This window comes from Sphingopyxis sp. 550A (genome assembly GCF_053569535.1).
In genome coordinates this window covers 1,277,770-1,300,981 of the sequence record NZ_CM131615.1, presented here as the reverse complement: position 1 = coordinate 1,300,981, position 23,212 = coordinate 1,277,770, and the positions used below count along the sequence as shown (strand labels likewise).

Sequence of the window (23,212 nt, the reverse complement as noted above, 5' to 3'; positions counted from 1 at the left end):
GCCAACCTGCCTCGACCTTGGCATAGTCGCAGCGCATCCCCCGTATAATCGCGCTCCCGCCCGAAATCCTTATCCCAAGTGGGCCGATCCCGTCCCGGGCATCCCGTATACGGCATCGGTTCGACGCGAAGGATCACAGCATGCCCATACTTCAGGATTTCATGATCGGTCGCCGGGCGCTCGTCGCCGCCGGTGGCGCGGCGACGCTTGCAGGCGGCCTGGGCTGGTCGGCTGTCAGCCTTGGCACAATCCCCCCGAAAGCTCACAAAGGAGCCGATCCCATGACTTATATCACTGCCAGTGACGGCGCGAAGATTTTCTACAAGGACTGGGGGCCGCGCGATGCGCAGCCGCTCGTCTTCCATCACGGCTGGCCGCTCACGGCCGACGAGTGGGACAACCAGCTGCTCTTCTTCCTCTCTCAGGGCTACCGCGTGATTGCCCACGACCGGCGTGGTCACGGCCGCTCGACGCAGACCGATCACGGCAACGAGATGGACACCTATGCCGCCGACGTCGCGGCGCTGGTCGCTTCGCTCGACCTCAAGGGCGCGGTACACATCGGCCATTCGACCGGCGGCGGCGAAGCTGCGCATTATGCCGCACGCGCCAAAGCCGGAACGATCGCAAAGCTGATTCTCGTCGGCGCAGTTCCGCCAGTCATGGTGAAGAAGGCCAGCAACCCCGGCGGTCTTCCCGTCGAGGTGTTCGACGGGTTCCGCAAGGCACTGGCCGAGGACCGGTCGCAATTCTACCTCGATATCGCCTCGGGCCCTTTCTATGGCTTCAACCGCGACGGCGCGAAGGTCAGCCAGGGCCTGATCCAGAACTGGTGGCGGCAAGGCATGGTCGGCAGCGCCAAGGCCCACTACGACTGCATCAAGGCGTTTTCCGAAACCGACTTCACCGAAGATCTGAAGAAGATTGCGGTCCCTACGCTGGTCATGCACGGCACCGACGATCAGGTCGTGCCGTTCGCGGACTCCGCCCCGCTCTCGGCGAAGCTGCTCGCGAAGGGGACGCTGAAGGCTTATGAAGGCTTTCCGCACGGCATGGCGGCGACCCACGCCGACGTGATCAACAGGGATATGCTCGATTTCATCCGGAGCTAAAATAGAGGCCGGGACGAACCGCCACGTTCGTCCTGGCTAATTTGCGATCGCGGCAGCGCCAACCCGCCCAAGCGAGGATGCGTCAGCCTATCTTTGAGCCGGGCCGATCCACTTGCTCGCTACCGGCGCACAATATTGCGCCATGGCCCGCAGGAGCATAGCGGGGTCGTCCTCGACGATCAGCATGTCGCGGTGGACAGGCTTCAAAAAGCCTTGCCCGGCAATATGATCGAGGAATCGCAGCAGCCCCTCATAGAAACCCGATACATTGAGCACGGCGCATGGCTTGATGTGACTTCCGAGCTGCGCCCAGGTCCAGATCTCCAACAGTTCTTCCAGCGTTCCGATCCCGCCTGGAAGTGCGATGAAGCCGTCAGACAGCTCGGCCATCAGAGCCTTGCGCTCGTGCATCGAGGCCACGATGCGCAGGTCGGTCAGCCCCGGATGAGCGACTTCCCTTTCGACGAGCGCCTGCGGAATGACGCCGGTTACCCGGCCGCCGCGCGCCAGCACGGCATCGGCAACGGCGCCCATCAGGCCGACGGACGCGCCGCCATAGACCAAGTCTATTCCGCCGAGCGCCAGCTGCTCGCCAAGTCTCCGTGCGGCGGCTCCATAGGCGGGCGAAATTCCCGGGCTGGAACCCGAAAATACGCAAAGCTGGCGGGCCTGCCCCCGTGTCCGTTCGGCGGTCATCAGCAATATCCCGGCTGATGAATATCGAGCAACCGGGCGCTTTCGCGCCACAGCGCTTCGGCCGTTTCGCGGTCGATCGCGAACGGGCGCACACCGGGGCCGCCGAGTTCGCCGTCCGCTTCGACGGGGGCAATGTCGCAGTCCTCGCAATAGACCCCGCCAACACCCTCCAGCGCGAGCGACGTGGCGCACCAGATCGTCGTGGCTGCACCCTGTTGCGGATTCTTGAGGTCGCGGTCCGGATCGACGACCGCCGTGCCGTCCGGATGCACCGCCCCGAACTGCTTAATCTCCTCCCGGCTCAAGTGACGCGCAAGCGGTCCCAGTATCGAACCGGGATGGACGGAAAAGGCGCAAATGCCGTGCTCCGCGCCGCGCGCGTCGAGCGCGACGGCGAAGAGGGCGTTTGCCGTCTTGGCCTGGCCGTACGCCAACCATTTGTCGTAGGCGCGGCGCCGGAAATCGAGATCTGACAGGTCGAGTCCGCCAAGTTGGTGCGCGCGCGACGACAGGACGACCACGCGCGCGCCGCCGGCTGCACCGCGAAGCCGCGGCCAGAGCGCGGCGGTCAGACGAAAATGACCGAGATGATTAGTCGCGAACTGACCTTCCCGCCCCGCGGGGTCGCGAAACAGCGGGGTCGCCATGACTCCGGCGCTCAGGATCAGGAGATCGAGCGCGCGACCGCTCTCCTCAAAGCCGGACGCGAAGGCTGTGATCGACAATGGGTCGAGAAGGTCCATCGCGGCGACTTCGACGTTTGGCATATCGTGGAAAACTTGCCGGGCCGCGCTCGCATTGCGTGCCGGCACGACAACATGAGCGCCTTTCAAAGCGAGTATCTTGACCGTCTCAAAGCCCAGATTCGATGCGCCGCCCGTGACGATCGCGGACTTCCCTGTAAGATCGACGCCATCGGCGACATCAGCGGCGGTCGTGAACGGGCCGAAGGGCGTATCAAGCGGCATTTGCACAGCAGTCATGGAGAGTTCCTGTTCGATAGGGGACGACGGGCCGCGATTGCGCCCGCGGGAAAAATGTCGGTCGAAAATGAGTGAGGCGCACGACCATCGCGGAGCCCGGCAAAGCGCCCCTCAGAAATCGACCGTGCGCGCCTCGAAGGCATTCTGGAATGCTGCCGCGCGCTCTGCCGCGGGCGGATATATCCAAACGCGATTGACCTCCATCTTGACCTTTTTCGCCTCGGGTCCGGTGATCTCGACGGTCCGGGGTGACCAACCGCGGGTGAAGATCGCGGCATCGGGACCGAGATCAAGGCACACGACATAGGATGGTTGGTCATATGGCAGGGTTGGCTCGCCAAGCAGGTCGGCGGCGGCATTATGCCCGGCAAAGGCGCCGAGGCGGCGCGCGTGCTGACATGACATCAGCGAAAAATTACCCTTATCGTCGGTGGCCGCCTTCGCGGTATCGCCGGTTGCGAAAATATGCGGCGCTCCAGGGACCCGCAAATCGGGATCGACGAGGACGCGACCGAGCGTGTCGCGCTCTCCGGGCAATTGTGCGGTCAGGGGCGAAGCACGCATGCCTGCCGACCAGATCACCGTGTCGGTTTCGATCCGCGCGCCATCGTCGAGCGCGACACCGCCTTCGTCGAGGCCGGAAACGCCGGATCCGACGATCGTCTCGATACCGAGCTCGCGCAGCCGTGCCTCGATATAAGGACGAGGCTCGTCACCCATGTCGCCGGCGACACACGGCCCATGCTCGATGATCACCACGCGCACCGGCGTATCCTGCCCGAGGATTTCGCGCAGCCGGTCGGGCATTTCGGTCGCCACCTCGATCCCCGTGAAGCCGCCGCCGACCACCACCACAGTATCACGCGCGGGCGATGCTGGTCGATCGGCGAGTGCTTGCAGATGTTTATCGAGTGCGACCGCGGCCGCCCGATCGTTCACGCTATGGCCGAAATCGGCAAGGCCAGGTATCGGCGGCTGAAATCCGTGGCTTCCCGCGGCGACGACCAGACGATCATAGGGCAGCATTTCGGCCGAGCCGTCCACGCCCTTCAAATTGACGACGCTTTTCTCTGCATCGATCTTGTCGACCCATCCGGCACGGAAATCGATATCGGTCGCGGCGAACAGCTCGCGGAGGGGCGCCGTCATCGACGCGGGATTGCGTTCATAGAGGCGCGGCCTGACGATCAGCGCGGGTTCGGGCGCGACGACGGTAATGGTCAAATCCGCTGGCGAGACACCCTTCTCATCACGCAGCCGCGCCGCCGAAAGGGCGGCCAGCAGTCCGGCGAAACCGGCTCCGATAATGACGATTTTCTGTGCCACGGGACTCTCCTTGCTGAATGGGGCCTCCTCCAACCCGCTGAAGCGGGCGCCGGGAAGATCGACCCGAGCATCGCGGACCGCCCGGCCCTCGCCTATCGTGCAAGGGGCTAGCGGCTGCAGACCGATGGCGAGGCAGACCTATTCCTTAGGACAGGGCGAGGTGACGGAATGTCGCACGCATCAAGTTGGCAGGCTGGCGGCACCGACCTTCAGAATCGATACAAAAGGCTCAGCAAGCTGGCCGCGACAAGATCGCGCTCAAGAGGAGACAGGCGCATCGTAAGGGCCACCAGCGTAACCACGGTTTCGAATATCTGGGACGGTGCGTTGCGAAGAAAAGCACCTTGCAGCAAAGGCGCCCTTCGAACCCCATTGCCCGAGCGCACCGCAAGTACCGCGAACGCGAAAACGCTGGCGCATTGCGCAAGCGGCAAATATGCCGAAGCCCGTAGGCAACCCCCGAAAGCGAACAGCTGAGAAAGTCGGGCGCTCGATTGCGCCGACAGGAAGATATTTCTCCGAACGCTGTTCCAGAGAATGCGTGAAAGGGTTGGGGGGTGGCCTCGCATGATTTCTGCCTCGATGATGCGATGGCAGATTGCGTTCAGGAATGATTTACGACCATTCTACTCAATAGCCTAGTGACCCTGTGCGAACATATGGGTCGGAGGACTTGCGCCCAACATGCGGTGCCCTCAGGATGCAACTCTTCATCTCTGGCCGTTGCACGAACCGCTGCGCGGATTGGCGCTAGCCTCGATGTAAAGCAGCCCTTCGAGCGCATCGCCTGATTGAACGTGGGCTGCCGCAGGCAGACCCTTTCGGCTCCTTCACCTGAGGAGTCGAACGATGAATGAACTTATCCAGATTGGCCCGATCAGCCCGCTGCGCCAGCGCCTGATCGACGATATGACCATGCGCCGCTTCTCGAAGGAGACGCAGCGTAACTATCTGCGCGACGTTGGGAGGTTCGCGACCTGGCTCGGGCGCTCGCCGCACACCGCAAGCGCCGAGGATATCCGGCAGTTCCAGATCGAGCAGCAACAAGCCGGCGTCCCGGCGCCGACCATGAACAGCATCGTCGGCGCGCTGAGGTTCTTCTTCACGCACACGCTCGACCGCCCCGACCTCGCGCGCAAGCTGGTCCGCACCAGGCAGGTACGCAAGATCCCGGTCGTCCTCACCATGGCCGAGGTGAAGCGCCTGCTCGATGCCACGCGCTCCTTGAAGCACCAGGCGGCGCTGTCGGTCGCTTACGGCGCGGGCTTGCGCGTCGCCGAGGTGTCGGCGCTCAAGGTCAGCGATATCGACAGCAAGCGGATGCTGCTCCGGATCGAGCACGGTAAAGGCGGGCGATACCGCAATGCCATGCTGCCCGAAGGGCTGCTCCTGCTACTGCGCGACTGGTGGCGCGCCGGGCGGCAACAGGGCATCCTCGTCCCCGACGGCTGGCTCTTTCCCGGACAGAGCACAGCGGCGCCGATCAGCACCCGCCAGCTCTACCGTGTCGTCGTCGAAGCCGCTGAAGCAGCAGACATCGACAAGCGCGTCGGACCGCATACGCTGCGCCACAGCTTCGCCACCCACTTGCTCGAGGACGGTGTCGATATCCGCGTCATCCAGGCGCTGCTCGGCCATGCCAAGCTAAACACCACCGCCTTCTACACCCAGGTTGCGACGAGGACCGTTCGCTCGATCGTCAGCCCGCTCGACAGGCTCGCGCTCGCATCGCCCAGCGAGGAAGCGCCCGACGGCTGAGGTCGATGCGCGCCTCACTCGAGGTCGCCGACATCTTCCGCGCTGCCGGGCCAACCTACCGCGCCGCCCATGCCGGGCATCTGAGCCTGCACCAGCTCAAGATCATGTCGGCGATCGAACATTGCCGCACCGCCGCGCTCGGCGGGCATGTCGAGGCCTGCACCGACTGCGGGCACTGGCGGATCGCCTATAACAGCTGCCGCAACCGGCACTGCCCCAGGTGCCAGGGCGCTGCGGCGCGCAGTTGGCTCGAGGCGCGCGAGGCCGATCTGCTCCCAGTCGGCTATTTCCACGTCGTGTTCACCCTGCCTGCCGAGGTTGCCGCGATCGCCTTCCACAATAAGGCGCCCCTCTATGACCTGCTGTTCAAGGCCGCGGCCGATACGATGCTGACCATCGCCGCCGACCCGAAGCACCTCGGTGCCCGGATCGGCATCACCGCCGTCCTCCACACCTGGGGCTCGGCGCTCACCCATCATCCGCACATCCACATGATCGTGCCCGGCGGCGGCATCTCCCGCGATGGAACGCGCTGGATATCCGCACGCCCAGCCTTCCTGCTCCCGGTCCGCGTCCTTGGTGCCCTGTTCCGACGCTTGTTCCTAACCCGCCTTCGCGCGCTGCACGATGCCGGCAAGCTCGCCTTCTTTGGCAGCCTCACTCATCTTGGCGAACGACGTGCTTTCCTGCGGCACCTCTCTCCCGTCAGGAAGAAGCGCTGGGTCGTATATGCCAAGCCGCCGTTCGCTGGTCCCGAGGCCGTGCTCGCTTATCTCGCGCGCTACACCCACCGGGTCGCCATATCGAACAGTCGGCTCCTCCGGTTCGATGAGGAAGGCGTCACCTTCCGCTACAAGGATTACCGCAAGGCCGGCGCTGGACGGCAGCAGGTCATGACGCTCGGCGCCGACGAGTTCATCCGCCGCTTCCTCCTCCACGCCCTGCCGCGCGGGTTCCACCGCATCCGCCACTATGGCCTCCTCGCCAGCGCACACCGCAAGGATCATCTCGAACGCGCCCGCCGCCTGCTCGATGTCGCACCCCCACCGACCGACGAGCCCGCCGACGATGCAGAGCCCCGACCGACCTGCCCGTGCTGCGGCGGTACCATGATCATCATTGAGGTCTTCGAGCGCCGCTACCAGTCCCGCGCGCCGCCACCGCCATCCCTCGCACCCGGGACACCGGCGCCGTGACCCGGCACGGCCCGTCGCCTTCCTCGTCCAGGGCAGACCCGCGCCTGGAAGCGGACCCGCTCGCGACGGGGCTGCCCAAAAGCAGACGTCGCACCACCAAAATCGGTCCGCCCGCTTTTCGGCGTCCGCTTTTGCGACCCATATGCAGACGGTCCGCTATCGCGCACGTCCGCTTTTCGGCAGCACCTAGCTACCCCACGATCTCCGCAAAACAGCTTTCCCCATAGCTCACACCATGACCACCGCGGTTCGGGCATCGAAGACTTTCCGACGCCTGGCGGCGTCCGAAACTCTCAACGGTTGCAGACTTTCCGCTTTCAGGATGGTCGAGCGGAAAGCTGTCGTTCAGCGACTTCGGTGCCGGTCGATGTCGAGGCGATCGTGGCCCTGCGCGACGATGCGCGCCCGATCCACCTTGTCGACATCTCCCAGCAAGGCGCGGGTTTCCGTTACGATCGCATGCTCGGCCCGGCACCGAGATCGACCTGATCCTCCCCGGCGGGGACCTTCGCCGACGCGCGCTCATACGCTGGTCGCGCGGACAGCGCGGCGGTTTCTGGTTTAAGCAGCAACTCGATAGGGCGGCACTGGAGAGTATCGCGTTCCTGCGCCGCTAGACGACAGAATCGAGAGGACCGAAGGGTCGAGGGCGATATTCAAACCGCCTCCCGGCCATCTGGCTTAGCGCATAATCGTTTCCTCGGCAGAATTACGGGGCGGCTCAAGCGAGGCTAAATAGGACTGCTCCGGGAGGCTGCAGGAACGTGAGGAATGATCCGGATTCCTTACTCACGATCAGTAGCTTCCGACAGCAAGAGATGATGGAGACATCACGGAACAGCGGTCGGTCGCATCACCGAAAAAAGCTGCGCCTCGATCCGACGGCCACCCGCAACGCTAAGCCTCGCGGCGTCGGCACGAGCCAGCGCAAGGAAGGCGGGGAGGTCGGGCCTGCTGCGATCAGCAAGCTTGCCCCGCAGGGGGGCACCGACGTCGGCGAGCAAATATATCCCATGCCTAATGCGGGAGTTTCCAATCAGATATTGGTTTGCGAGTTGGGACTCGATCTTGTCGAGAAGGTTCGCGCGCGACCATCGATGGACGAGCTTTATTTCGACGACGAGGACCGCGCGGTCCCCATGACGTAGCTCGATACGCAAATCGGTGCGCTTTTCGCTGCGCGTGACCGTTTCCTGCGTGATCGCAGCCCATGGCTGGATCCGTTGGTCGAGTTCGTGGCCGAGCCAGGCGCGAAAATCGCTCTCGCCGATCTTCGGGTTTAGGAGGGCACGGCGGTCGAATTCGGAATGATCGAGTGCTTCCGCAATCGCGTCGATCTCCTCGGCAATTCTCGCCGCCAGTTCGTCACCGTTGCGTGGAGGGATGAGGCGGCGCGCGATGAATTGTCCGAACTCGTCGCGAGTCCAGGGCGGACGCTTGCCCGCTGCGTGCGCGTGACCGGCCCGCCAGTCCTGGGCCCACACCGGATTATGCGGTTCGATGACGGTATCGATGAAGGTCAGCAAGGCCTGACGGCCATTGGCAGTATAATCGGCTCCGAGATAATCTTGTGCGGCGCGGCGAACGTCCTCGCGCTCGCGCCGGGGCGTGATCGTCTGAACACCTTCGGATATAGGCTCGTCATCCTCAAAACGCACGATCTCGTGGATGAGCAGCGCTATTTTCAAGCGCCTGTCGCTCGGAAGCTCGGCGATCGTCGGCAGGTTGCGCCCCCGACGACCGCCGAGTAGCTTGCCGAGGGCCATGATGATCTGATGTTCGGCTGCTTCGTCGCCGCGGAAGCGTGCCAGCCAATCACAATATTCGTCGATGGCCGCGACGTCGTGCTGCGCCCAGACGACCAGCCACCGGAGCGCCCGGGGCAGTTGGCCTTCCCAGAACGACGAAAGCGCGGCACGACGCGCTAGGCGGACCAGCCTCGCCAACAGCGCCGACTCTGAGACAACAACGTCGGCCAGCGTTTCGATATCGCGCCGCGCCATTACGGGGTTCGCTTCGGCCCATTCCAGCAGCGTGGGGGCCATGAGCGCCTGGAGATTGTTTGGGAGCAAATCCAGCTGACCGAGCGACGTATTGGAGTATTCGGGGTCCAGGCGCGCGCGCACAGCCAGTTCGCCGAGGAGAATGTCGGCGGCCGAGCGCTGCCAGAAGCCAATATCGGTCTGCGCCAACGCCGCGACCCATGGATCGGGACTGCCACTCTCCCGAAGATAATGCTGAAGCGCGGATAGCTTCACCGGCTCGGTAAGCGCGTTGCCGAAATTGGGATCGGAACGATGGAGCCACCGCAATCCCGATTCCACCAATTGACGTATCTCATATTTATAACGGATATCGGGCAACATCGAGCGAACCCAAGCCTTGGTGCCAGCGACAAGCTGATTACCAAGACGTTCGCCGCGGCGTTCGATGAGCCGCTCCTGCTCTACGACGTCAAAATCCTCCTCGAAGAGATAGGAAAGAAGCAACCCGAGCTCTTTCCCCTCGCCCAAGCGTTTCCAGCGACGCAGCACGCGCAACGGACGCGCCACGGCTTCTTTCCGCTCGAACCAGAATTCGGCAAGGCGACGGCGGCGATAGCCCCAGCTGCGCATCCGGAAGCGGCGCCATCTTCGAACAAGGCCCGTAAATGGGTGCCAGCGCGCCGACTTGAAGGTTCCGGAATCGATCCCAGCGGGATGTCGAAGCGCAAGCCAGACCAGCCTGGCGGCCAAGCGGCGATGCCTCGCGCGCGTGATAGGGGATACCCAGTTGAGCAGAAATTCGGCCCAGCGGCCGCGATGGGATTCCGGCGCAGCGGCATAGCCATCGACACCGAACCGGAGATCGGCTTCGAGCGCTTCGGGGTGGTTCTGCCAAACTTTCGCGAGCCGATCCGCGACCCCGAACAGCGGGTGATGCGGTCCCTCCGCATCGACCGCGGCCTGGATCATGCGCGCGCGCATGCTGGGCGCGTCGGCGAGCGCATCGACGAGCGCATCCCAATCTTCGCGGTCCCGATCGAGCCGTGAGTAGCGGCTTGCCGTAAAGCACGCGTCGATGCTTTCGACCCGTACCTCTTGGGGCACCAAGCGGACCGCTCGCGCGATGATGGTCGAAAGCCCGTCGAAAACCAGTGCTGCGCGCCGCGTGAGAACTGGAGAATCGTGACCGAACAACACGCGCGGGAACGAAGCCCAGGCCAAGCGCTCCAAGCCTGCGAGCAGTTTCAATATGTCGGCTTCGGGCGTGCGCTCGGCAAGCGCCGCAACGATCTCGCTGTCGCGGGAAAACTCGCGGCCCCGGACCTGCGCCAGCAGCAGCAACATGGTGTCGACACCGATTTCGTGCGGATAGGCCGCGCCAATCAATTGGATACGGATATCGTCCTCGCGCCGCTGCGAGAAGTCGGCATGCCGACCCGCCGCGAGAGGGGCGCCCCACGTCAAAAGCGTATCGGCCAAGCGGCGCAAATGAGCACCCGTCCCGCAGGCGATGAGGGCTCGAATAGCATAGAGGCGGACGTCGGTAGGCGTGAAGCCATCGCCGCAAATATGCTCGACCCAGTCGGCCGCGGAGCGATATCGCCCCATCCGGATCATCTGGAGCAAGTGGATGCGCGTTTCGGCGACCTTGGTCGCTTGCGCCAAGGCAACTACGGTAGGCTCAAGTTCAGGCTCGGCAAAGCGTGCGATCGCAGCACTCTCGAAATAGAAACCGGGATCCAGATTGCGATGGGTTTCGCCGACATGGCGTTCAAGGGCAGAAATGAGATCCCCGGTCGCCAGCGCGCGCGGATCGCCATCCTCGATGATGAAATGCGGAGCGACCGCGGTCGTCAAACGAAGAATAGTCTGGTCACGCGCTCCGAGCCAGGCGAGCATGCCTCCGAACCTCTGCGGAACGAAAGACATCCCGAACGTCGTGGCACTGAAGGATTTGAAGAGCTTCGTTGCCGGTACCAGTCCGAGCTGGGGCTCGAGAAAGCGAGCGGCCAGCATCGACTCGATCTCGGGACGGTAGAAGCGGACACGGCCACGCCCCGCTGGGGTGAACAACGGTGTGGCCAGCAGCTGCCGCACATCATTAACGGAAAGCGCAAGGGGCGGTTCGGCAAGCAGCGCCGTCGCGTCGAGTGCGCCGGCATCGCCCTTGTCAAACCCAAGGTCGCGAGCTTCCATGACAACGACGGCAAAAGCCAAGAGAGATGCAGCTTTCCAAGCCGTATCGAGACTAAGTTCGATCCGGCTGCGGCTGTCCGCGCCATCGACAAGACGTCGGTTGACCGATGCTTCGAAGATCGCGGTACGCGAACGAAGCAACGTCCGCTTGGCCGGCTCGCCCAATGCCGCGGCAAAAAGGCTCGCGAAATGCACGGCATCCATCGGAGTGCGAACCTCGTCCCAAAGCTGTTCGGCATCGAGCGCCGAAAGCAGCTCGCTCGCGCTCTGTTCGCTGTCGATCGCGATCGCGATCATGCGCACGCGATCGCGATCGAGCGGCGCAAAGGTCAGGCTCGCTAGGCCATTCTTCTTGTCAGGCGGGAGGTTCAGGCGATTGCGGGCGGCAACTTGCCGCGCGGCGAAGGCGTTGACGTGGCTTTCCTCCGTATCGCCGTGCCATTCGCTCGCGCGGCAGGAAATGACGACGCTGGATCGGGCGAAATCGCTCCCGACCGCGCGTTCAAGCGTCGCAAGCGCGTCGCGCAGCGGCTCCGCACCCTTGCCCTTCGGGAGTTTGGCTTCGTCGACCGAATCAAGAAAGAAGACAGCCTCGCGTCCCGAACCACGCCATGCCTGAAAGAGGCTGCCCTGGGCCGTCGACTCAAACGCTGCGTCGATGCTCTCACCAAGGAGTCTCTCGATCCTCAGGTAGAAGGCCGGGCGCCTAGCCGCATTGAGGCGATCGGTCTGAGCTCGGAACTCATAGGATTTCCCTGCGCCCGCCTCGGCGAGCAATGCCACCGTGCGATGGCCCAATAGCCAAGCCCAGTCGCGGCGCTCCTCCCGATCCGCCAGAACCTCGGCCCATATGCTGTCGCCGTCCTCGTCATGACGGGTGTGGGACACGAAGCGGCGGTCGAGTTCGATGAAGTCGGGCGGGCGGCGATCGCTATCCATCGTCAGCGCCTCGTCGATCGCGCGCAGCACCGCATGCCCACGTCGAGTCGGCAATTTCGCCACTCCATTCGCCACCCCATCCCCATAGCGCCTTCGCTAGAACCTCGCCCCTTCGTGTTCAACTCGCTTCGATGCCGCTTTGGGGAGAATATGCGTCGCTGCCGTTTGGCAAGGTCGCGTGAAATTTGGCCTTGAACGGCGCCGGCAGATGCCTATTTTCCATGATGTCAGGTCCGGCATCAGACAAGGATGCCCGAAAAGACGCTGGCCCGCCTCGCGGCAGGGCACGGCTGAACCGCTAAGGATTGCGGCCACTGACCTCCCCCACATTCCTGGTGGGCGAGGTCGCGCGCCGCGGGTGCCCTCGCCTTCTTATCCTTAGAGAAGATTTTATGAAATTAGACCCTGCCGTTGTCGCGACCGACGCCGTGACCCGCCAAATGACAGCCTTCGCGATTGCGGGGCTCGCCAGCATGATCGAGACGCAGTTGCTCGACAGTCTGAAAATGGGCGCCCCGGCAGGCGTTCCCATCAACATGTCGCATGATAAGCACCGGCTTATCGGTTGGGCGCTGCCCAAGGGTGTCTATGTCGCGAAAGATATGGCGCGGCAGGTGGCGCTGATGCTCGGCGCCGAGACGACCGAGGAACTGGAGCAATTCGGCAAATTGCGCGAAGCCTTCCGCGAGCATGCCGAGGAACGTCGCGCTACCCCCCATCTTGCCGAGCTTCGGGATCGGTTGGTCGGTTTCGCCGGTGACGACTGCAAGGTCGAATGCAGCGAGGCGGCCGCGTTGTGCGCGCCCGGGCTCGCCGCAGCGATATTTCCGGACCTGTTCGATCCGGAAAGCCCCATCGTCGACAAGGATGGCCTCATCGATCTGGACGCCCTGTTGAGCGTTGCCGAACAAGTCGAGCCCGGCGTGTTTCACGAGCGGTCGCGCGATTTGATTCTGTTCGCTCATCCCTTTTTCAGGCGAAATCTGTCGAGACGCAACTGCCTCAACCAATATGTTCTGCGCAGCTTCTGCGCGGCGGCCGAAACCGAGGAGGTGCGGGGCCGCCTGCGCCTCGATCCCGATATGGTGGGGCATCCCGGCAGCGTGCGTCCGATCATGGAACTCGAATGGTGGAACGGCCCATCATACAATGACGATATCTCAACGATCCCGACAGGAGTCACGGAGCACAAGAGCAGCGGGCGAGAGCGGGAATATTCCGAGATCGACAAGACACAGCTCTGGTGGAAGGATCCGGAACGGCGGGGCGCAGCGCAAATCCGGACGTTTGAGATCGAAGAGTTGATCGAGCAGCCGAGTGTCGGGCTCGGCGATAACAATTTCGGGTGCCGGTACGCCCACGCCGAATATGATGCGGATGCCCGTCATATCTCGCATTTCGACGGCGCGATCAGGGCCTATGGGGGCGACGCCTATCTCGAGCGCATCGATCTTCGTATCGACCGCGCCGGCAAACGCTCATCCTATAACAAGCTGTTCCGGCTCGACGGCGAAATTCCGGTTCCGCAGTGGAAACGCGTCCTGTCCGATTTCTACCGCGGCAACCCGCTGGTTCCCGAATATCTCGGCGCACCGTCCGAGGCAGACACCCCACTTCCCTCTCCGCCCCGGGAAACGGCCGACCGGCAGACGCCGGCGCTCGCATTCTATGTCAGCTATGAAATAGCGGCGCGGGATGGACCGCCGACTCTCTCCGCCTCGCCCGACGAGGTTATCGAGTGGGACGGGCAACCAATTAGATTCGTGGAGGCCGGGCCCGGCCCGCTCGGCGAGCTGGTCGGATCCTACACCGATCAGGATCGATTCGGGCTGCTGCATTGGGAATCCCCGGTGGTCAACATCAGCCCGATCCTCCTGCCGGGGATGCCGGCGAAGCAGGAAGACTGGGTCGCTCTGGCGCATGACCTCGTCGGGTCGATCAGGGTCTGCGCGAGCACAAGCGAATGTGCATGGGTTTCGGTCACGGTGCGCTGGTTCGGTGATGGCCTCGCGAGGAGCTTTTCTGTCGGTGGGACCGCACCGCTCGTTGCCGATTTTCTCGAGATTGCGACGACCATCTTACGGGTAGATCGCAGTGCGTCCGAGTGGATCGAGGAATTGCAGACATTGCTTCTCAAACTCGCGCCCGAGCTCGACGCCCCGGTGGATTGGCCCGCGAGCCTCGCGAAGCAAGCCCGGATTGTCTTGCCGCGCGACGCAACCCAAGTGCGATTTGTGTGGCCGGGTGCGATCGCATTGCCGACACTGCCAGACGCCGACGAGACGCCCGGGTCAAGCTAGGCACGCGGCGGATGCTGCCTGAGCGCGTCGATCAGGAACCGGGCTTCGCGTTCGAGCGCCCGAAGCTTTCGGTCGTTGCTGAGCACCCCGTCGAAGAAGGTGGCATAGGCGGCGATATTCGCATCGATAACATCATTGGCGATGCGCGCTTTGGGCAAGGTGGCGCTGCGCCCCTCCTCGACCCAGCGGATAAAGAGCAAGGCCATGCACAGGCAATAGCGGAACACGGGGAGATTGACGATTTCACCCGGCGCCATGCGCTCGGGCAAAACTTTCGTGCTCTGCGCGATGTCGATGCTGCTCCGGAAGATCAGGTCGAAAAGCTTGGCCTGAACGGCGGCGGATCGCGGCTGCTTCGTCCGCAGCGCCGCGATTTCGCCGGTCGTGAAGCGCGCGGCCTGCCCTTGAAACAGCGTGATGATCGTGGGAGCAGCTTCGGTCAGGCTGTCGATATGCCGCGCGGCCAGTGCCGCTGTCGCTTCAATTTGGGCGTTGGACGAAGCATCGCCGTCCACCGCTTGTCGCACGCGGCGGCAGAAGCGCGAGAATTCCGCAGACTTCTGGCGATCGATCAGCCGCCGCTGCAACCCCGCGGACCGCCCCTGAAACCGCATCAGGTCTTCGGACGACCGCAGTATTTCGACCTGCCGCGTGAACCGCGAGAGGATGGCGATCGAGCATGGCAGGGTAATCAGGGGCTCGCGTTTATGGGCTTCGAGCAGGACGAACTCGGTAACCACCACCATGTTTTGGGGCGACGTGGAAAGATATTCCTCAAGCTCCGGCGTTCGCAAATAATTGCTGTCGACGATCCTGCGCACGATTGTCACCCACACCTCCCCGTGCGCAACGACTGAAAAACGCATATCGCGCGAATGGCTGTTCGTCGGCTTTCGCAAGCAGGTCCAGAACGATATTGTGCGCTACCGGATCGAGCGTGTGGAAGCTGGAAAATCAAACCATGTCACCCCCACGTCAAAGCAATCGCCCGCTCAATCAACGCTCTCTTTCTCGGCCATGCCGATCATCTCATCGGTGACGGACAGCGGCTGCTCCGCAAACCACTGCGAGACACGCGCAAGGTGTCGCAGCACTTCGTCGTCAAAATGGACCTCGATCCCAAAATCGCGTTGAAAGGCCTCTTTCGCTTTCGCGGCCTGATCGAGCAAATCTTGCGCGAGATTCTCGCTACGTCGCGAATACATATCTTTGGTGTCGAACCGGATTTTGCGAAATTGGGTGTAGTGCGCGTTATGACCCGCATTGTCGCGGACCGAGCTTCCGAATTCTGTCTCGATCTTCTTTCGCGCTTCCGAACGAGCGTTTTCGACCGACTTCTGGAGCGCCGACCCCAAATGATGGCTCATGTCGAACAGAAAGACTTGGTCGATGTCTCGCTTCAAAGGCGCAAAGTCGATCTTCTGCCCGAGCGCATCATGTTGTCCGACGAGTTCGTCGTAGAGCAGCCAGTTTGCCTTCCAATCGGCGCCGCTGCTCCAGCGCCCGCGCATCACCTGTGCCATGACCACCTCGCGGCTGTATATCGCGACGACATTCTTCAACCGATCGATGAGATCGGCAGCCTCCCTTTGCTTGTCCTCCCAAAGCTCGGCTTCGAAGCCCAGACCTTTGAAGCGTTTGAACCGCGCGAGGTTCGAATAGAGAAAGCTGAAGAAACCGATCGCAAAAACTGCCGAGGCGCTGGTGATCTTCTCATCGAAGATGAAAACAAAGCCGAACGTAAGGCAGGCGATGCCGACCAGCGCAAACAGCACGCGCTCCCAATTCCCTGACAGATATTTCACGACTTTCATTGGCGTCCTTCCCTCCTCGCTCGGCTTACCGGACGCAGACGTCGATGTCATGAGACGTGTGGGCTATGCCGCCCCCTGACGACCCACATTGGTCGAGCCAATGAGCCAAGCTTAGGATTGGCCAGCCAGCATATCATTGGAATTGTATCTTAACATCTGTAGTGATAAGAACTAATCCTATTGTTAGGATATCAGCATGAAGAGTGCCGACAGGATCGCCAGCGAAGCCGCCGCCTATTTAGCCGGTGCCTTCAACATGCCCGTCGACCTCACACCAGCCGCACCCCGCAACCTCCCCCATTTCCTGCTTGATCGCTACCGTTTTTGGGATGCCGAAATACTCGGGCAGCGCGTGCTGTTCATGCAGCCGGATGAGCCGTGGGCAGCGCCAGGGGACATTGCGAAGCACCAAGGGACGGCGCGCCAGCATCTGTCCGGCATGCCGATCATCCTGCTGCTCGAAACGCTGCCCGCTGCGCTTCGCGACCGGCTGATCGCCCACAAGGCCGCATTTCTTTGCCCGAAACACCAAATCTATGTTCCCGAGCTGCTGCTGGCGCTGAGCGAGCACCCCCAAAGGCCAAAGCCCCCGCCCGCCGATCAACTCTCGCCCACGGCGCAGCTCATCACAATTGCCCGTCTTCATGGCATGGACATCGACAGCGCCAGCCTCGGCGAATTGGCAAAACGATTTGATCTGGCCTTGATGAGTGTGAGCCGGGCGTTTGACGAACTCGAAACGCTGGGGTTGATCAAGACCTTCCGCCAGTCACGCCAGCGCCGCGTCCGCTTCCGCGCGGAAGGCGCCGATTTGTGGCGCGCAACCGAGCAGCGACTGAGGTCGCCTGTCCGCAAGCTGCGGACCGTCCGCGGCCGACTGTCCTCGGATCAGCTTGTGCTGGCCGGGCTCAGCGCGCTGTCCAGCTATACGATGCTCGCGCCGCCCCGCATCGAGCGATATGCGGTCGATGCGACGTCGTGGAAAGGCCTCGTCCGCGAGCTCGCCGTCGAAGAAGCCTGGGACGGCGAGGAAGACGTGGTCGAAATCGAAACATGGCGATATAACCCGCTACCGCTGGTCGACCATCTGATAGCCGATCGGATTTCCCTGTATCTGTCGGTGCGGGACAACCCCGACGAACGCGTCGCGCTCGCGGCGGAACAACTTCTGGAGCCCCTTGGATGGTAGTCGGTATCGAGCGTTTTCGTGATCATTTCGCGGGACATGAGCATCAATTCGTCCTGATCGGCGGCGCTGCTTGCGAACTGATCATGGACGAAGCGGGCCTTCCGTTCCGGGCGACCAAGGACCTCGATCTCGTCCTGATTGTCGAAGCGCTCGACCCGGCCTTTGCCGATCGATTCATGGCGTTTATCGAGGCAGGCCGGTATGAAATCCGCGAACGCAGCGAAGGTGATCGCATTCTCTACCGCTTCGCAAAGCCCGCCGGCGACTATCCTGCGATGATCGAGCTCTTCTCCAATGCGCCAGAAGGCTTGCCGATCAAGGATGGCGACATGCTCGCCCGTCTATCCATAGGAGAAACCGCCGCGAGCCTTTCGGCCATCCTGCTCAATCCCGACTATTACGCCTTCTTGAAGTCGATGGTGCGCAACCTCCAAGGAATCCCGGTACTCCAGGAAGAAGCGATCATCCCGTTCAAGGCGCGCGCCTGTACCGACCTCACCGCACGCAAGGCGGCAGGCGAAGACGTGAGCCAAAAGGATATCAAGAAGCATCGCAACGATGTCGCGCGCATGCTCCAACTGCTGCCCGCAGGCACCACTTACGAGCTTCCCGGTAAGCGTGGTCAGGAAACCGCCATCGATTAGCTGTCGCGGGATTTAGCGTCGGCGTAGGCGGCTTTTCCCTGCGCCCTTCGCTTGGCGAGCTTTGCCATGCGTGCGCTGATCTCGTCGGGGCTGATATCGGCGGGGTCGAAGGGTCGGCCATACCATTCGATCATGGATTTGCGTTCGGGATGACGCGGCTTGGACATGGCCTCAAGGAACTCTTCGAACCCTGGTGTGCCACCGACATCTTCGGGCGGGGCTCGCCGTTCGCCATCGACGAAGCGGGGGTAATTGGTGCCGGGAATGGTGGATGAGATCTCTTCGATCTCGATACGATGTCGCCAGTTGTCGCCGAAATCATAGGTGTAGGTGAAGCTGGTTATGCCGCGCTCGACGAGCTTGTTGATGCGCATATGGGCGGCGTCGCGGGTGCGGACCATGAAAGCATCGTCATCATCGAAGCGGATGCCATAGGCGGCATCGCCAATGTCGAACTGGAACAGATGGTAGTTCTCGAAGAGCATGCAGGCCTGGATCGCGAGGTGCAGGGTCTTGAGGCTGTTGGTGACGGGAAGTTCGACACGGCGCCAGATGGCGGGCTTCATGTCTTCGAGCGTTATGCGAATCCGTGCGATCTGGTCGGTCATGCCGCCATGCTGACGGGTGCGCTTTGCGCTGTCCAGTTCCACGGCATGAGCTCGTCCCAGCGGGAGGCGGGCCAGCCCGATGCGATCTTCTCGATGACATCGGCGATATAGGCCTGCGGCTCGACGCCGTTGAGCTTGGCTGTCTCGATGACCGAGTAGGTGGCAGCGGCGCGTTCGCCGCCAGCCTTCGATCCGGCGAACAGCCAGTTCTTGCGGCCGATCGCGATGGCGCGGATCGCGCGCTCGGCGATATTGTTGTCGATCTCCGCGATGCCGTCATCGATGTAGCGGGTGAGCGCATCCCAACGCTTGCGGCCATAGGCAAGCGCCTTCGCCATCGCCGACTTGGGCGACAGACGACGCAGGGCGTCGTCGATCGCGCCGCGAAGCGCATCGATCTGCGGCCTGGCTTGCTCCTGTCGTTGTCGGCGCCGGATATCGGGCGGCTGGCCGCGCACATCCTCTTCGATCCGGTAGAGCCCGGCGATACGTGTCAGCAGGTCGGTGGTAAGCGGCGTCGGGCTCGTCTGGTGGCACTCGAAGATCTTGCGGCGAAAGTGTGCCCAGCAGGCGACCTCGCGGATGCGGTTGCCTTCATAGAGCTTCTCATATCCGGCATAGCCGTCGGCCTGGAGAAGGCCGGTGAACGATCTGAGCTCGCTCTGCGGATGGATGCCGCTGCGATCAGGGGTGAACCGATACCAGGCGAGTGCCGGGGTTGCGGCGCCCGATGCGCGATCATCGACGACATAGGCCCAGAGCCGTGCCTGCGCGGTGCGGCCCTTGCCGGGCACGAGCATCGGCACCGGCGTGTCGTCAGTGTGCAGCTTGGCGGCCTTCAGCCCTTCTTCGCGGATGCGGCTGACGATCGGGTCGAGCAGATGCGCGGCCTGGCCCGCCCAGCCGGCGAGGGTGGAGCGATCGATGTCGATACCCTGCGCTGCCATCATCTCTGCCTGGCGGTAAAGCGGGAGATGATGATCGAACTTGTTCACGACGACATGGGCGAGCGTGGCAAAGCTCGCCTTACCGCGTGCTATCGCCTTCGCTGGCGCCGGTGCCTGGACGATCTTCTCACAGGCGCGGCAGCTATACTTGGGCCGCACGGTGCGGATAACGCGCCACTGGACCGGGGCAATATCGAGCTGCTCGTCGCTGTCGTCGCCAAGCGGGCGCAGTGCGCCGCCGCAATCGGGACAGGTGCAGTTGCCGGCCTCGGGCTCGATCCGCCGTTCGGCGCGCGGCAGATGATCGGGCAGAGCGCGCACCGGCGAGGGTCGCTCGGCGGGTGCTCTGTCGGCGGTACGGCTATCCGCGACCTCGGCTTCGCCTTCGAGCTCCTCGAGGGCGAGCTCGAGTTGCTCGATCTGCAGCGCGAGCTTCTCCGACGACTGGCCGAAGGTCATGCGGCGAAGCTGCGCAAGCTGGTGACGGAGGGTATCGATCAGCGTGTCGCGGGCCGCGAGAGCGGCTTCGAGCTCGGCGATCCGGGCGTCCTTGTCGATGATGGAAGAGGCTGGTTCCGACACCCCGGATGCCTAGCAAAACAGGCTCCGCAATGCCAGTAAAACTAACGATAATCCGCCGCTTTTTACCCTGCGAGCAAGGGTGCCGCGGTGCGTTCGGGACGCCGCCAGTCGATGCCTTCGAGCAGCATCGAAAGCTGCGCCGCGGTGAGGCTGACCTTGCCCGCCTTGGTGATCGGCCAGACGAACCGGCCACGGTCCATGCGCTTCGAGAAGAGGCACAGGCCCTGGCCATCATACCAGAGCAGCTTGACCAGATCGCCGCGCTTGCCGCGGAACGCGAACAGCGCGCCCGAGTGCGGACTCTTCTCCAGCACCTGCTGCACTAGCACCGCGAGGCCGTCGAACCCCTTGCGCATATCGGTGGCGCCGCAGGCCAGATATATCCGTGTCGTCGGCGGTAACGGGATCATCGGGCAAGGACGGACATCACCCGGGCCAGCGCATCGGCATCGACCGCCGCGTCGACGGTGAGCCGCACGCCTGACGGCAGCTCGATCCCGATCTGGCCGCTGCCTGCCGTTGCCGGGGCCGGAACGGACACCTCCACCTCGGCGAACGAGGGTGCCGGCGTGCGCTTCGCTCCCGTCAGATCGCCAGCCAGGGCCTGTCGGCGCCACGTATAGAGCAGCCCGCTGCCGACCGCGTGCCGCTGGCATGTCGCCGAGACCGAGCCGTCGGGGCCAAATGCCTCGCGCAGGATCGACAGCTTCTGATCCACCGACCAACGGCGACGGCCGCCAACGACCGCGATCCGACTGCTCATACGATCACTCATATGACCAGTCACAAGAGCACTCGCTCCCGCCGCTCCGATATCCTCGCTCATCACCGCTCCTCGCAAAGAGCGGCTATCAGCACCCCGGAACGCCGTCCCGCAAGGCGGCCTTCACACCACGGTTACGCTTCCCGCAAGCGTCGCCGAGGACATGAAGGCGTTCGTCGACACGCTGGCTGGACAAGAGGATTTCGATCCCAAGCAATTCGATGTGGCGATGAGCCGCGCCGACGTCGTCGACCGCCTACGCGCCGCCTACCGCCTCTAGCCTCGCGCCAAGATTAAGTCAGTCGGCGAGCCCAGCCTGGGTCAGCGGGTCGGTGGCCTTGCGAACCCGGTCGAGACCGCGATCGATCATCGCCGAGACGAGGTCGAGGCTGTCGGCTTCCGGAAGCGATGGCCGGTGTGCCTTGTCGCCATAGCGCGCCTGTGGCCTCTGCTGACTCAATCTGTTGAACAGGGCGACGAAGCTCGCATCGATATTGCCAAGCTTCGCCCAGGCATTGATCTCGCTTGCGATCATCCCGTGTTTTTTCGAGTGCACGGCGCGGCTGCGCTTCAAGATGAGCTCGGCTTTCGAGACGAGTTCGGCCGCACTGAAGAGATTGTCGACGGCAGGACCCGCATTGCCTTCGCCATGACTGACGCGCGCGGCGGCAAGAAATTCGCTGGCGAGTTCGAGCATGTCCTTGGCCTTCGCCCGGCCGCTCAGAAAATTGAAGAACATCCGCCACGAATCGCCGCTGTTGACGATCGTGAAATGGCCATTGTCGAGCAGGTCGTCGGGCAGCTCGTAGCGTTCCAGGAACGCGGTGTCCGACTGAAGGACGACATCGCCCGCTTCGAACGCGCGCGGGGCGCGCAGCAAGCCTTCCCCGCCGACTTCATCGTTGAAGAGAACCCGGTTCGGGCCTTCCGGCGGAAACAGCGCCTGCGCAATGAAGAGTCGGAAGTCATCCCCGATGGCCCCCGCTTCGCGGCGGCGTTCGATTTCGGGCAAAAACGTCATGTGCCACATTTGCGCGAACGTGCGATCCCAGCCCTCAAGCGCTTCCCAGGGAGGTTTTTCGTCAGCGGAATCGGGAGCATCACTCACCTTTCCGAACATAGAGGCTCTGCGGACGGGAGCAAAGAACAAGGTGCGACATGCGTGACAGATGCTAGAATACCGCGATGAGCGAACAGCCCCATGGACTTACGCCTGAACAGAGTGCCTTTCTGTCAAGTTTCGTCGAACGCAATGATCCACGAACCTTGCTCGTCGCCCCGCCCGGGTCGGGCAAGACTTCGATGGCACGCATCGCGGCGATGCAGTTGCTGCTCGAGGGGGCCATCGACCGCGTGCTCCTTGCTGCCGGCACCCGCATGCTTGCGGAGCAATGGCGGAAAGAGCTCCCCGCCGAGGGCCGAGCGCTTGAATCCATCGCGGACCGGATCACGGTCGCGACCTATGCCGGCTTGAGCGCCAATCCCGATGACTGGTTGGCCGATCAATCTCCGGGAACGAAGTGGCTCCTGGTGTTCGAAGATGTTGAATGGGATGCCGGGCGGGCGGACATGCTCGCCGCTGACGCGCTCGCCCGCTTTCCTGGTTCGCGCGCCCTCTTTATTGCGACCGATACCCCGCCGCTCGGCGTCGACACGCGCTTCACGTTCAACCGCGAGCTCTTCGGACGTGACGCCCTCGGTCAGCCCGCAGCGCAATCCCGGCTTCGCCCGCTGGCGCCGAGCATAGGGATACTGGAGAAGGTCAGCCAACGGCTTGTCCGGATCGATGAGTTGGGCTGGCGCGATTTCGAGCGGCTGATCGCACAGATGCTCGAGGCCGAGGGGTATCAGGTCGAGTTGATGCAGGGTTCGAAGGACGGCGGCGTCGATGTCGTTGCGGTCAAGAATCTCGAGGGCATCGGCCTGCTGAAGTCGGTGTGGCAGGCGAAGAAGCATCGTATCGACCGGAAGGTCGGCTTATCGATGGTCCGCGAACTCGCCGATACGCGGATCGAACATGGCGCGAGCAAGGCGATTATCGTCACCACCTCGTTCCTCACGAGCGGCGCGTTGGCGCGGGTGGAGCGCGATCGCTATCAGCTTGGAAAGGTCGATCGGGACGAGCTCGACGATTGGATCGCCAGGACATTGCGCGGCTGAGCCGAAAGGAGGGC

General features: G+C 63.0%; 19 protein-coding genes. 8 read left to right on the top strand and 11 right to left on the bottom strand.

What is annotated here, in order from left to right; all coding sequences use genetic code 11:
- Window positions 1-281: 281 nt before the first annotated feature.
- Window positions 282-1,112 carry an alpha/beta fold hydrolase gene (locus ACVENA_RS06200; RefSeq protein ID WP_449327825.1) on the top strand — a complete coding sequence of 277 codons (831 nt, stop codon included), beginning with the start codon at window positions 282-284 and terminating at the stop codon, window positions 1,110-1,112.
- An 87-nt stretch (window positions 1,113-1,199) separates the two neighbouring features.
- On the opposite strand, the gene ACVENA_RS06195 is transcribed toward ACVENA_RS06200, so the two are convergent.
- The 3 genes from ACVENA_RS06195 to ACVENA_RS06185 form a co-directional block, all read right to left on the bottom strand.
- On the bottom strand, window positions 1,200-1,808 hold the full coding sequence (locus ACVENA_RS06195; RefSeq protein WP_449328900.1) for an LOG family protein: 609 nt from the start codon (window positions 1,806-1,808) through the stop codon (window positions 1,200-1,202).
- Window positions 1,808-2,776 carry an SDR family NAD(P)-dependent oxidoreductase gene (locus tag ACVENA_RS06190; protein WP_449328057.1) on the bottom strand — a complete coding sequence of 323 codons (969 nt, stop codon included), beginning with the start codon at window positions 2,774-2,776 and terminating at the stop codon, window positions 1,808-1,810. The genes ACVENA_RS06195 and ACVENA_RS06190 overlap by 1 nt, the downstream gene beginning before the upstream one ends.
- Before the next feature lie 126 nt (window positions 2,777-2,902).
- The gene (locus ACVENA_RS06185; protein WP_449327823.1) at window positions 2,903-4,117 is read right to left on the bottom strand and encodes an NAD(P)/FAD-dependent oxidoreductase; all 1,215 of its coding nucleotides are present in this window, start codon (window positions 4,115-4,117) and stop codon (window positions 2,903-2,905) included.
- Window positions 4,118-4,966: 849 nt separating this feature from the next.
- Here ACVENA_RS06185 and ACVENA_RS06180 point away from each other — a divergent pair.
- The 3 genes from ACVENA_RS06180 (at window position 4,967) to ACVENA_RS06170 (ending at window position 7,560) form a co-directional block, all read left to right on the top strand.
- The gene (locus tag ACVENA_RS06180; protein ID WP_257546696.1) at window positions 4,967-5,875 is read left to right on the top strand and encodes a tyrosine-type recombinase/integrase; all 909 of its coding nucleotides are present in this window, start codon (window positions 4,967-4,969) and stop codon (window positions 5,873-5,875) included.
- 5 nt (window positions 5,876-5,880) lie between these two features.
- Complete coding sequence (locus ACVENA_RS06175; RefSeq protein ID WP_257546699.1) at window positions 5,881-7,071, top strand: IS91 family transposase; 1,191 nt, start codon at window positions 5,881-5,883, stop codon at window positions 7,069-7,071.
- Window positions 7,072-7,428: 357 nt separating this feature from the next.
- Window positions 7,429-7,560, top strand: coding sequence for a hypothetical protein (locus ACVENA_RS06170; RefSeq protein WP_449328056.1), 132 nt, complete (start codon window positions 7,429-7,431; stop codon window positions 7,558-7,560).
- Between the two features lie 341 nt (window positions 7,561-7,901).
- Here the strand turns inward: ACVENA_RS06170 and ACVENA_RS06165 are convergent, their stop codons facing one another.
- A complete protein-coding gene (locus ACVENA_RS06165) occupies window positions 7,902-12,254 on the bottom strand; it encodes a hypothetical protein (protein WP_449328055.1) in 4,353 nt (1,450 codons plus the stop codon).
- 410 nt (window positions 12,255-12,664) lie between these two features.
- Between ACVENA_RS06165 and ACVENA_RS06160 the strand changes: the two genes are divergently transcribed.
- Window positions 12,665-14,491: a hypothetical protein gene (locus ACVENA_RS06160; protein ID WP_449328054.1), complete on the top strand. Its 1,827-nt coding sequence runs from the start codon at window positions 12,665-12,667 to the stop codon at window positions 14,489-14,491.
- On the opposite strand, the gene ACVENA_RS06155 is transcribed toward ACVENA_RS06160, so the two are convergent.
- On the bottom strand, window positions 14,488-15,321 hold the full coding sequence (locus tag ACVENA_RS06155) for a hypothetical protein (RefSeq protein ID WP_449328053.1): 834 nt from the start codon (window positions 15,319-15,321) through the stop codon (window positions 14,488-14,490). The two genes, ACVENA_RS06160 and ACVENA_RS06155, sit on opposite strands and share 4 nt — an antisense overlap.
- Window positions 15,322-15,483: 162 nt before the next feature.
- Window positions 15,484-16,305 carry a hypothetical protein gene (locus ACVENA_RS06150; protein ID WP_449328052.1) on the bottom strand — a complete coding sequence of 274 codons (822 nt, stop codon included), beginning with the start codon at window positions 16,303-16,305 and terminating at the stop codon, window positions 15,484-15,486.
- A 196-nt stretch (window positions 16,306-16,501) separates the two neighbouring features.
- Between ACVENA_RS06150 and ACVENA_RS06145 the strand changes: the two genes are divergently transcribed.
- Entirely contained in the window at window positions 16,502-17,494 is a 993-nt protein-coding gene (locus ACVENA_RS06145) for a hypothetical protein (RefSeq protein WP_449328051.1), read from the top strand.
- A gap of 83 nt (window positions 17,495-17,577) precedes the next feature.
- Window positions 17,578-18,138 carry a hypothetical protein gene (locus ACVENA_RS06140; RefSeq protein ID WP_449328050.1) on the top strand — a complete coding sequence of 187 codons (561 nt, stop codon included), beginning with the start codon at window positions 17,578-17,580 and terminating at the stop codon, window positions 18,136-18,138.
- On the opposite strand, the gene ACVENA_RS06135 is transcribed toward ACVENA_RS06140, so the two are convergent.
- From ACVENA_RS06135 to ACVENA_RS06115, 5 genes are all read right to left on the bottom strand, one after another.
- Complete coding sequence (locus tag ACVENA_RS06135) at window positions 18,135-18,746, bottom strand: plasmid pRiA4b ORF-3 family protein (RefSeq protein ID WP_037513771.1); 612 nt, start codon at window positions 18,744-18,746, stop codon at window positions 18,135-18,137. The two genes, ACVENA_RS06140 and ACVENA_RS06135, sit on opposite strands and share 4 nt — an antisense overlap.
- A complete protein-coding gene (tnpC, locus tag ACVENA_RS06130; protein ID WP_449326736.1) occupies window positions 18,743-20,275 on the bottom strand; it encodes an IS66 family transposase in 1,533 nt (510 codons plus the stop codon). Before tnpC ends, ACVENA_RS06135 begins: the two co-directional genes overlap by 4 nt.
- 62 nt (window positions 20,276-20,337) lie before the next feature.
- Window positions 20,338-20,685 carry an IS66 family insertion sequence element accessory protein TnpB gene (gene tnpB / locus ACVENA_RS06125; protein WP_006963110.1) on the bottom strand — a complete coding sequence of 116 codons (348 nt, stop codon included), beginning with the start codon at window positions 20,683-20,685 and terminating at the stop codon, window positions 20,338-20,340.
- Window positions 20,682-21,038: an IS66-like element accessory protein TnpA gene (gene tnpA, locus ACVENA_RS06120; protein ID WP_052182212.1), complete on the bottom strand. Its 357-nt coding sequence runs from the start codon at window positions 21,036-21,038 to the stop codon at window positions 20,682-20,684. Before tnpA ends, tnpB begins: the two co-directional genes overlap by 4 nt.
- A gap of 298 nt (window positions 21,039-21,336) precedes the next feature.
- Window positions 21,337-22,059: a hypothetical protein gene (locus ACVENA_RS06115; protein WP_449328049.1), complete on the bottom strand. Its 723-nt coding sequence runs from the start codon at window positions 22,057-22,059 to the stop codon at window positions 21,337-21,339.
- A 164-nt stretch (window positions 22,060-22,223) separates the two neighbouring features.
- Between ACVENA_RS06115 and ACVENA_RS06110 the strand changes: the two genes are divergently transcribed.
- Window positions 22,224-23,198 (top strand): restriction endonuclease, encoded by a 975-nt coding sequence (locus ACVENA_RS06110; protein ID WP_449328048.1) that lies wholly within the window; start codon window positions 22,224-22,226, stop codon window positions 23,196-23,198.
- The last annotated feature ends 14 nt before the right edge of the window (window positions 23,199-23,212 follow it).